Source organism: Clostridium sp. (assembly GCF_021372645.1).
Taxonomy (GTDB): domain Bacteria; phylum Bacillota; class Clostridia; order Clostridiales; family Clostridiaceae; genus Clostridium.
This window is the reverse complement of sequence record NZ_JAJFUC010000091.1, coordinates 1-10,132: the sequence shown is the minus strand read 5'-3', so window position 1 is coordinate 10,132 and position 10,132 is coordinate 1. Positions and strand designations below refer to the sequence as shown.

Sequence of the window (10,132 nt, the reverse complement as noted above, 5' to 3'; positions counted from 1 at the left end):
GTTTATTCTTAAACCCTGGCTTCATTTTGAAATAAGTGTACTTAATGGGGATTTAAAAGTTATTTTTGGAGTAATCCCCAATAATCATCTTCAAAATCATTTCCCATGACAATCACCTCTTTCAAATATTATTGTGTACAGTATTGAATTAAATATACTAGTATTACTACTGTTAAGTTATGGAACTATCAATTGATTTTGGATATAAAAAGAAGTACCTTAATTTAGATATTTCTTAGGTTGATACACAATTTAAGAATAGAGCTAACTCTCTAAAAGCGACGGCTTTGTCTTTATCATAATATAAATTTTAAATTTGTATATCTTGTATTGAATGTATATACAATAATACAATCCTATAAGACAATTTACATTATATGCCTTATAATGCCATATAACTACGCTAAAATACTATGTTTTATCTGTAAAGCAAAAAGCTATAAGGCAATAATTATATAAATACCTTATAAACGCCATAATTATCGAACGATTTAAGTCTAAAAAAATAAATTAAACATATATTGTGTTGCTTGTATATCTTGTATTAATTGTATATATAGGTATATAGAGTAAGTTGCCATACTAACATCACTTAAAAATATTAACTTTCCATGCCTAGATTCTTTATTTACATTTCCATAGCATGGAGTAATTGCTACATTCATTACTTTTTCTATCATTGCCCTCGTCATTTCTGTTTAAATTGTACCCAAAATATCAAAAAAATACACTAAAAACTTAGCGTATTTTTCTAAATTTAGTTATCTATATAACTATTTATTGAGTGGATTAGACTTTATAACAAATGAGTCACAAGTTCCTCACTAAGACCTCGAAGGTACAGAAATTACCAGGTAAAAGTTCTAATTAATACAAAATAAAAATAGCAGCTAAGATAAATTAATAAAATCTTATCTACTTCTTATTCCCATCCCAACAACTTCTTTTCTAATTCATCATAATCATAAGTTCTAGTCTCAAAATTATTGAAATTATTATTATTAATAGTATTAGTTGTCCAATTTTCCCTTATTGCCTGTATCATAGCACCAGTTAAATTTTTTACATTTTTAAATTTGCTTATTATAGAATACTTCTCTTTTATATTTTCAATATCTCCACAGGCAACATCAAAGATTTTACTTGCATCAATATCGCTTATATTCTCAATTATAGCTTGTACAAGTTTGATATTATTAATATTTATATCTTTCTTTGAATCTTCTTTAATCGTTGATATTTCATTTTGAACATTTTTCTTCTTTTTTATATTAAATTTAATACTTGTTACTTTTCTCCCTGTTTTTATCTCTTCTAATGTAAAATCAATATCAGTCTTTAGATTTACCTCTTTGACTGCTACATTAATAACCTTTTGCTTTAAATTTGCATACTTTGGATATTGAGTTTTATCAATATCTAATACAGCTCTTAAATTATCAATAGTAATTAATCTATTGCTTATTTTCTCATATTGTTTTAAGAGTTCGTATAATCTAAATGAATATGTACTCTTAAATTGCATTATATTTTTCAGTTGGTATTTTGTATACCAATCTAGGCTTAAATAAAATGGCTTTAACTCTCTATTTATCTTTAATTTTAGAATACCATTTTTATATTTGCATACATCTATCCAATGATATTTCTCAAACTCTCCAGTATTTACATCTTTTATTTTTATAATTCTTTGCATAATCAAATCTGTAATATTATCGATATCTCTGTAAAATCTGCTATCACTTGTATTTAATATTTTTATTAAATCTTTAGTTTTAAATTCATACTCTTTAAAATCATCATCATCTTTTTTTATCATACTTGCTAATAACCTAATTATCTTCTGCTCAATTACCGTTAATGTATAAGATGCTTCAATTAGTTTATTGCTTTGATATATCCAATTATTATTTATATTTTGTAAATCAGTAATCATTTATCTCACCCCATGAAATAAATATAACTTATTTAAATTTAGCTATCAATAGGCTTTAATATTTTAGCTCTACTTTCATAAACCATTGATACTACTGGCTTTATATACGCTGTATTACTTCACTATCAAAAGGTTATCTTTAATCAATTTTTACTATCAAATGGTTATACTTCACTATCAAAAAGTTATACTTAAATCAAGTTTTACTATCAAAAGGTTATCTTTCACTATCAAAAAGTTATACTTTGTACTCCCAACCATAGTAAAATCAAAGCTTTGAAGTATGCCTAAAACAATTAAAACAATTGTTATAAAACAATTAAAACAACAAGGAGTTGTTGTCATTTCTTAATCAAGTTTTACTATCAAACAGTTATACTTAAATTTTAAAATATCAAATGTAAGTTATCTTTACCACATATAAGTTATCTTTAATAAGTGAGTCACAAGTCTGAGGTTCATACATACAGGAGTTCTAAGAGTTAGCAACTTCAGTCACAAGTTCCCTCAGTATGGTGACTGTCACTATTTTACAAAAAATAAAACCAGGGTTTATTCTTAAACCCTGGCTTCATTTTGAAATAAGTGTACTTAATGGGGTAGCGCCAACATTTCCGACAAAACCCACGTTAAGACATAAAATGGATAAAAAGTTTACTTTTTACCCACTCTAAGCCATTTTATGGATTATTAATATTTAATGGTCTAAGTTCATCCGATTCAAGAATATTTTTGACATCAAAATTATATTCGCCAAGTAAATTGATATGTTCCCATCCTAATGGTGATATATGTTTAAGTAAACTTTCATCAACGGCATCATTCTGTTTTAAATGATCTATAGCCTTTTGTAAATAAGTTGTATTCCAAATGCTGATAGCGTTAATTAGAATATTAAGAGCACTTGCTCTTTGAAGCTGATCTTGTAACTCTCTTTCTCTAAATTCTCCACGTTTACCAAAGAATATAGCTCTAGCAAATCCATTCATAGCTTCTCCTTTATTAAGTCCTCTCTGAATACGCCTTCTAAGTGATTCATTAGTTATGTAATCTAATATGAAAATAGTTTTTTCAATTCTTCCCATTTCTCGTAATGCAGTGGCTAAAGCATTTTGCCTTGAATAGGAACCTATTTTACCCATTATAAGAGAGCCTGTTACATTTCCTTCTCTTATCGAGTGTGACATTCTTAACACATCGTCAAAGTTTTCCTCAATTGTTTTAATTTTTATCTGCCCGTTCAAAATGCTCTCAATTTTAGGATACTCACTAGCTTTTCCAGCACAATATAGTTTAATCTCCGATATATCCCTAATTCTAGGTGCGAATCGAAATCCTAGTAAATGACTTAATCCAAATACTTGATCAGTGTAACCAGCTGTATCTGTATAATGTTCCTCAATATTTAAATCTGTTTCGTGATAAAGAAGTCCATCAATTACATGCACTGCATCTCTAGCATTAGTATTTATTACTTTAGTATAGAACGTTGAGAATTGATCACTCACAAATCTATACATTGTGGTGCCTTTACCAGTACCATAATGAGGATTAGCATCAGCATGTAAAGAAGATACTCCAACCTGAACACGCATACCATCACTGGATGAAGTGCTTCCATCACCCCAAAAAGCTGATAAAAATAATTTATTATGATAATTAACAAGTGTAGATTGAGCTTTTTTCATAGCATCATCATATAATCTCCATTGTGCTGCATTAGCCATTTGCCTATAAGATATACCTGGAGTTGAATCAGCCATTTTTGACAACCCTATATTAGTTCCCATAGCCATAAGAGCTGCCATTAATATGGTTTTTTCTTCACCTTTAGCAATATGCCCACTTGAAGCATGAATAAAATTTCTATCAAAGTCTGTCCACTTTGATACTTCCAAAAGCAAATCAGGAAGTTTAATTCTAGGCATCATTTTATATAACTTTTGGCTTAAAAGAACAGCTTCTGGAGGAGTATCCTTTTCTAATTTATCAATATGTATCTTAGAATTTTCAATCGTTACACCGTCTAACTTATCAATATTTTTGGAGAACCACTTTAATCTACTGTTCAAAGATTCAATTCTTTCTTGTAGGTATTCGCTCACATCTAGATTTACTGCAAGCCTTGTACCTGTTTTTTTAACAGTGTTCCATTCATCATGTGGTATAAGATATTCTTCAAAGTCTTTGAAATTCTTGCTTCCTTCAACAGAAACATCTCCAGAACGTATTCTATTTTTAAGTTCACTAAGTGTTGCTATTTCATAATAGTGGCGGTTTAGTGAACCATCTTTTTCATATAAACATTTATTCCAACGATTGGATATAAAATCCGTTGGAGCATCTTCCGGAACTTTTCGATTTCCATTCTCATTCATATTATTTAATACATTTATAGCTTCAATTAATGGTTTTGAAGCATTATTAGTTGAATTAAACTTTAGATGCTTAACTAAAATAGGTGTATATCTACGAAGCTGACTATATCTACTGTCCAACAAATCAAGATAATCATAACTTACAGGTCTTGCTAATTTTTTTGCTTCATCAACAGACTCTACAAGCTTACTCCATGGCATTACAGATTCTAGTGTTTTAAATGGATCTAAATTCTCATCCCTTGCCTTTATCAAAGCAGCTCCAATGTCTATATATTCAACAATCTTTTCATTCAATGACTTACCATTCTGTTTCTGTAATTCCTCTTGTTTCTTACGTCCTTTAGATAATAAAATATTTATCTGTCTATCGTGTATTTCAATGGCTTTATCTATAAGGTTTTGGCTTAATTCATATAAATATAAAGCTAATATTGAATATCTCTTTTTTTCTTCAAATCTTCTTAATGAAAACGGCTCGTATTTAGATCCTAGCCTAGATAACTGACGAATTCTATTGGGATGCAACCCTGCAATATTTAACTCAAGCTGTAAACTTCTTATTAATTCTAGTCTTTCTATTACTTGTGCAAATGCTTTTGGTGATGAATGTCCTTGATCTTCTTTCAACCAGCCAAGTTTTGTCTTTGTCTCCTCAGTTTGAGCATTTATAAGCATATCTAATTTATACTTTTGCTCATTTGTAATACTATTATTTACAATTTCAATAAATTCTTCATCAGCCTTTGCTATTACTTCACTTACAACTTTTTCAATGGTAGTAATACCTGGTAGTATTACTTTTTGTCTTCTAATCTCATTTATTGATAATTTTATGAGATTTATAACATTATCATTTTCAATAGCATAAGGGAGTAATGTTTGTATTAAACATTGAGTATGTTGGTCAGTATAGTTTTTAAATCCATATAGTTCTCTAATCTCCTGTAGATGTTCCAGCCTTGTATTCTCCCTTTGAGCATATAACTCAAGTTCTTTTGGGCTAACTTTTATTTGCTCTGAAATGTAATCTAAAACACTTTCGGGAATATTATTTATGCTAATTAAAGACCAACCTGGATTACGTAGTAATGCTAATTGAACAGCAAATCCAAGACGATTATAATCTCTCCTATGTTTGTTAATAATATCAATATCATAGGTCGAAAAAGTATAGTATTTTGCAATTTCATATTCACTAATGTTCTGTGGTATTTGAGTAAATTCAAGTCTTTGATCTTCTGTAAGTAAAATTTCTGCTGTGGCCACTATATATCAACTCCTTAGTTTAATTACTAGAACTATTTATTATTATTAATATATCGATAAAGAGTAGTTTTGCTGACACCAGTTGCTTTCATAATTTCAGAAATGCTGTAGCTCTTGCTAGTATACATCTTAATTGCTAGCTTAATATCTTTATCATTTACCTTTGGACGTCCGCCTTTTTTCCCTCTTGCACGTGCTGCATTAAGCCCTTCTATTGTTCTTTGAGATATAAGATCTCTCTCGAACTGACTAATACCTGCAAAGATAGTAAACATCAGCTTTCCTTGTGCTGTTGTAGTATCAACCCAAGATTCCTTAAGTGATTTAATATTTGCACCTTTTCCTTCAATCTGTTCTACAATACTAAAAAGGTCTTTAACACTTCTACTTAATCTTGTAAGGTCTGATATTATTATTACATCACCAGTACGAATTTGATCTAACATCTTATTAAGTTCAGGACGCTCCTTTTTTATACCAGATACCTTTTCTTCATAGATTCTATCGCAACCTATCTGTTTCAGGATATCTATTTGCCTATCTAAGTTTTGTTCTTCAGTACTTACCCTAGCATAGCCTATTTTCACATTATCACCTCACTTAGATACTACCAAAAACGTTATGCTAGGGTCAATTTTGAAACTTTGTTTTTGGTAAGAGTTTTGGTTCTACAAATAAAGAAAATAGGAACTAAAAAAGTAACTAACTCTTTTAGTTCCTAAAACGACCGTTTATGGTACTTTTGCGAAAAATAAAAACAAGAGCTTAAACTCTTGTTGATGAACAATATAAGAATATTATGTACTTAATATTGCTTTCATATTTTGATTAACTTTAATAGTTAATTATTTAGAATTTTAAATATTTAGATATCTAATACTATTTCCATGATTTTTTATTATAAATTCTAAATCTTTCGGACAAATCCAAACAGTCGCTGTATTATCATTTGGATGAACTCCAATACGTTCAAATAATAAAATATCTTTATCAAAAACCACATCTACCCTACAATCAGTATCATTTAAAATTCCAAATGGAGTTACAGAGCCTTTGCTTAATTCCATATATTTTTTCAAGTCTTCTTCTGACGCAAAACTTAACGGTCTACAATTTAGTTCATTTCTAATTTCTTTCAAATTCACTTGCTTATTTTTTTGAAGAACTATTAAAAAATATCTTTTCTTTTTATCATCTCGAACAAATAAGTTTTTAACTACTTCATTATTACTGTCAATATTTAATTTATCCATTTCATCTATGGTATACACTGCTGGATGTTCAATAATATCATATTGAATATTCATACTTTCCATGGCATCAATTACTTTCTTACGAATATTATTCATTTGCTACTTTCCTCCTACTTATCAAATATATCTCTTATGGGTTTTCTTCGCAATAATTTACTATTCCGCAACACTTTATAAGTAAATTATACCATTATATAATATAGATTACTATTTCTTGAAGTGAATGAATTATAAGATACTTTTCCATTTTATGTCTTAGAGTGGGTTCTGTCGGAAATGTTGGCGGGACCCCATAATGAGAATTTATATCCAAAAGAAACTATTTTAAACAAATCAAGTTTAAGACTACTTAATATGGATTTTAAGGGTATCAACTTTACAGAAGGCAAATTATATATGGCATATGTAGAATCCGAAGCTATGACCATGGAAAAAGATAATGTGGATATAATAAAAACAAACTCTTATAAGTATTTTAAAACTGTGCTGAAAAATAAACTCATAGAGTTAGAGAAAAGCTATGATAAAAAAAATGAAGATATAGAAAATAGTAATTTTAATTTAAAAGAAGAATTGGAGAAATTGAACATATAGCAATTCCTTCACAAAACGCTCCTGAAGTTTTTGTATGTTCAATTGAAACAATCTTTTCTTACTATTCAATGCGAAATTCTATCTTCTTTGAACAACTTCAGTCACAAGTTCCCTCAGTATGCTGACTGTCACCATTTAAGAATATCATGAACTAATAACTATATTTCCTCAGCTAATTTGATAATTTTATACGAGATAAAATTATAATTGTAATTATAATACACGCTGTTCCTAGCCATTGTGCTATTCCAAGCTCCTCATGTAACCATAATACAGATAATAAAGCCGCTGACAAAGGTTCAGCTGATGATAATACACTTGACTCTGTTGGTTTTATATATTTTAAACTTTCTAGAAAACAAGTAAAAGCAATTAGAGTTCCAAATAATACTACAAATATAATAGCTAATATTGAAGTAATAGACCATTTACCAGTGCAATTCCATGGCTGCTGAATGAAGCTGAATGCTATTCCTCCTAGTAGCATTCCCCATCCCACTACTAGTACAGAACCCCATTTTGTAAGAAGTGAACGAGGTTGTACAGTATAAAAGGCTGCTGCAAATGCTGAAGCAATTCCCCAAAATAATGCTAACTTAGAAATAGATATACTATGAATATTACCTTTCGTGATGATAAAAAATGTGCCTAACATCGCCAATCCAATAGCAATAATTTCTTGCAAATCGGGAATTTTTTTAGTACGAATGCCTAAATAACAAGTAATTATTATTGGTGATGAATATTGAAGTATTGTTGCTGTTGCTGCATTTCCATATTTAATAGCCGCAAAATATGTATACTGCACACCTAACATACCTAAAATACTAAAAAATATAAGACTCAAAACATCATGTTTAGTTCTCCAGACCTTCCATATATTTTGTTCACCTTTCATAAAAACATATAATAATAAGATTACCCCTGATACTAATAGACGTATTACAACAAGCCACTCTGGACTAAATCCCTTTTCCTGAAATAAGTATTGAGCAACAGTACCTGATATTCCCCATAACATGGCTCCTATGATTACGAGTATTATTCCTTTTATTCGTGGCTGAAAGTTCACTATATTTTCACTCCTTCTTTTGTAATTATTCTGAATAAATTTTTGTATACTAATTTACTAATATAATATTGTAGCTAATTGCAATTATATTGATTTATTCAAATAAATATGTAATAATTTTATTATTATTTTAGACATTAAACAATTAATATATTATCAAAAACTAAAACTATATTAGCGAGATGATAAGAATGCAAGCAACAAGAATAGAAGTAAATGATAATCTGCAGGAGACAATAAAACATGGTTCCTATGATTTTCCACTGGCAATTTATACTGACAAATTTAATCTGTTTGAAGAAGGGTATATAAGATGGCATTGGCATAAAGAATTGCAATTTTCGTATTCACTTTATGATAAAGTAGTTTTTTTTATTGAAGATGAAAAAATTATTTTATCCCCAGGTGAAGGAATTATGGTCAATTCAAACGTACTTCATCAAATTAAGCCATATAACAATAGTAATTGTATAATGTTTTCTATTGATTTCGATTCAACTTTAATTGGAGGTACTGAACAGTCGCTTATTGAAAAGAAATACTTAAATCCAATTATTAGAAGTAGTAAGTTTAAATTTATCTCTTTAAAACCTAATGTTCCGTGGCAAAAAAGCATATTAGTTTATCTAAAAGAAATTTTCACTTTATCACATGAAAAGTCGTATGGATATGAATTAGAAATCAGAAATTACTTAAGCATTGTTTGGTTAAACTTAATTAGAGAAATTAAGGAAGAAATTAAAAACACTATGCCTGCAATATCAAATGATAATGAACGTATAAAACTAGCAATGCAATATATACAAAAACATTATACAGATAATATTCATCTAAATAATATTGCAATGGCAGCAAATATCAGCAAAAGCGAATGCTGCCGAAGTTTTAAAAGGATTTTAAAAGTGACCCCTTTTGAATATTTATTGGAATATAGAGTTTCAAAAGCAGCAGAACTACTTTTGAAAAGTAAGGATTCTATTTCTAACATTGCTCTTGATGTAGGTTTTAATGGTATAAGTTACTTTGGAAAAGTATTTAAAAAATATATGAATTGTTCACCTTCTGAATATAGAAATAAATATTGGCAATGTAGGTAAAACAAATATAAAATATGTACTATATATAGCTCACAATAATTTACAATTCCGTAACAACTTATAAGTGAATTATACCATTATGTACTGTAAATTGCTATTTATTGGCATGGGTTTTGTCGAAAATATTGAGAATCCCTTTATTGTAAAAAATGTATAAACTGGAGAGCCTGTCCAACTTGAGAAACATTAAAAAGTGTACACGCCATGAACCTTATAGCTTGTACACTTTCAGAATAACAACAGAAGTTAATATTATTTATTCATTACCTAATAATCAAAAGTATGCTTTACCAAATATTCATATCAGTATGGTGACTGTCACCATTTTACAAAAAATAAAACCAGGGTTTATTCTTAAACCCTGGCTTCATTTTGAAATAAGTGTACTTAATGGGGATTTAAAAGTTATTTTTGGAGTAATCCCCAATAATCATCTTCAAAATCGTTTCCCATGACAATCACCTCTTTCAGGTATTATTGTGTGCAGTATTAAATTAAATATACTAGTATTACTACTGTTAAGTTATTCCATA

At 28.9% G+C, this 10,132-nt stretch carries 8 protein-coding genes; 2 read left to right on the top strand and 6 right to left on the bottom strand.

Going from position 1 to position 10,132, the window contains the following annotated elements; all coding sequences use genetic code 11:
- Nucleotides 1–497: 497 nt before the first annotated feature.
- The 5 genes from LLF98_RS13830 to LLF98_RS13810 form a co-directional block, all read right to left on the bottom strand.
- Nucleotides 498–680, bottom strand: coding sequence for a hypothetical protein (locus LLF98_RS13830; protein ID WP_291704579.1), 183 nt, complete (start codon nt 678–680; stop codon nt 498–500).
- Nucleotides 681–922: 242 nt separating this feature from the next.
- Nucleotides 923–1,936, bottom strand: a complete 1,014-nt coding sequence (locus LLF98_RS13825; protein ID WP_291704578.1) for a replication initiation protein — start codon at nt 1,934–1,936, stop codon at nt 923–925.
- Between the two features lie 680 nt (nt 1,937–2,616).
- On the bottom strand, nt 2,617–5,583 hold the full coding sequence (locus LLF98_RS13820; protein ID WP_291704576.1) for a Tn3 family transposase: 2,967 nt from the start codon (nt 5,581–5,583) through the stop codon (nt 2,617–2,619).
- 32 nt (nt 5,584–5,615) lie between these two features.
- The gene (locus tag LLF98_RS13815) at nt 5,616–6,170 is read right to left on the bottom strand and encodes a recombinase family protein (protein WP_291704575.1); all 555 of its coding nucleotides are present in this window, start codon (nt 6,168–6,170) and stop codon (nt 5,616–5,618) included.
- A 270-nt stretch (nt 6,171–6,440) separates the two neighbouring features.
- Nucleotides 6,441–6,932 (bottom strand): prolyl-tRNA synthetase associated domain-containing protein, encoded by a 492-nt coding sequence (locus LLF98_RS13810; RefSeq protein WP_291704574.1) that lies wholly within the window; start codon nt 6,930–6,932, stop codon nt 6,441–6,443.
- Nucleotides 6,933–7,112: 180 nt separating this feature from the next.
- On the opposite strand from LLF98_RS13810, the gene LLF98_RS13805 reads away from it, so the two are divergent.
- Nucleotides 7,113–7,430, top strand: a complete 318-nt coding sequence (locus tag LLF98_RS13805) for a hypothetical protein (protein WP_291704572.1) — start codon at nt 7,113–7,115, stop codon at nt 7,428–7,430.
- 172 nt (nt 7,431–7,602) lie between these two features.
- Here the strand turns inward: LLF98_RS13805 and LLF98_RS13800 are convergent, their stop codons facing one another.
- The gene (locus LLF98_RS13800; protein ID WP_291704571.1) at nt 7,603–8,502 is read right to left on the bottom strand and encodes an EamA family transporter; all 900 of its coding nucleotides are present in this window, start codon (nt 8,500–8,502) and stop codon (nt 7,603–7,605) included.
- 191 nt (nt 8,503–8,693) lie between these two features.
- On the opposite strand from LLF98_RS13800, the gene LLF98_RS13795 reads away from it, so the two are divergent.
- The gene (locus LLF98_RS13795) at nt 8,694–9,599 is read left to right on the top strand and encodes an AraC family transcriptional regulator (RefSeq protein WP_291704570.1); all 906 of its coding nucleotides are present in this window, start codon (nt 8,694–8,696) and stop codon (nt 9,597–9,599) included.
- Nucleotides 9,600–10,132: the final 533 nt, after the last annotated feature.

Excerpts from the sequence above, each read along its gene's own strand:
- LLF98_RS13825 (WP_291704578.1), bottom strand. The coding sequence starts at position 1,936 with ATGATTACTGATTTACAAAATATAAATAATAATTGGATATATCAAAGC.
- LLF98_RS13810 (WP_291704574.1), bottom strand. The coding sequence starts at position 6,932 with ATGAATAATATTCGTAAGAAAGTAATTGATGCCATGGAAAGTATGAAT.
- LLF98_RS13795 (WP_291704570.1), top strand. The coding sequence starts at position 8,694 with ATGCAAGCAACAAGAATAGAAGTAAATGATAATCTGCAGGAGACAATA.
- LLF98_RS13830 (WP_291704579.1), bottom strand. The coding sequence starts at position 680 with ATGATAGAAAAAGTAATGAATGTAGCAATTACTCCATGCTATGGAAAT.
- LLF98_RS13805 (WP_291704572.1), top strand. The coding sequence starts at position 7,113 with ATGTTGGCGGGACCCCATAATGAGAATTTATATCCAAAAGAAACTATT.